Annotated in this window: 1 protein-coding gene; it reads right to left on the bottom strand. The window is 61.2% G+C overall.

Annotated features, from left to right (window positions below; genetic code table 11):
• Nucleotides 1-115: 115 nt before the first annotated feature.
• On the bottom strand, nucleotides 116-823 hold a 708-nt coding region (locus tag IMZ11_RS42815; protein ID WP_308066915.1), incomplete at its 5' end, for a DUF1819 family protein.

Below are 823 nucleotides of genomic sequence, written 5' to 3'. Positions count from 1 at the left end.
ATGAAGTGGGCGACCTCGTTGCCCAGGCCCTGCATCTTGAGGAAGCGCTCGCTTTTAAGCACCTGGAAAACATGCTCTTCGTGCTGCGCCAGCGTGGTCCGGTTTGACATCGTCATCACACCGCCTTCGTCGGAAAGAATCGGATGTCGCTAGGCGTGCGGTGTCTGAGACAGTCAGCGACGCGCGTCGAAAGCGACGTCGGCTCGATCAAGCCCTGCTTGGTTAGCAGTCCGGCATCGACCATCATCTTGAAGACAACCTGCCGGGCCTTCTGATACGACAGGTCCGTGACCGCATCCAGTTCGTCGTGCCACATGGCCTTGCCGCGGTAAAAGGAGTCGAACTCCTCGTACGTCACGTTGCCGGCCAGCGTGAGGAACCGCTCGCGCAGCACTTCCTCGGCGAACTCCCCGATCAATGCGTATCGACGGCAGGCCGACGCCCACATCAGGTGACCGCGCTCCGTAGACGTTCCGTCTGCGACGATCTGGAGCTCGGCGTCGGTGAGCACTTGCAGCCGCGGAATAAGCTCGCCCAACATGCGGGTGTTTGTTCGCGCAACGCGGGTCTGGAGTAGGTTTTCGTCCTTGATCCGTGCGCGTGTGGTAGCCCAATCACGCTCGCGCAGGTAGATCGGTGCGCCGACGAGGGCTTCCTGGGTCAGCAGCGAACCGCTGGTAAACGACAGCGCGTATCGCTGTTTTGCTGTCATCATCGGCGCCTCCTTCCGGCCATCGGCAAGCCGATCAGGATGGCCCGACCGACCGACAAAATCTGAGGGCTGATTAGGCGGGCGAATTCGTCTCGCCCGTCGTCTCAGCAC

It is taken from the genome of Microtetraspora sp. AC03309, from assembly GCF_020826795.1.
Lineage (GTDB): Bacteria > Actinomycetota > Actinomycetes > Streptosporangiales > Streptosporangiaceae > Microtetraspora > Microtetraspora glauca.
This window is presented reverse-complemented; position numbering and strand designations above follow the sequence as displayed.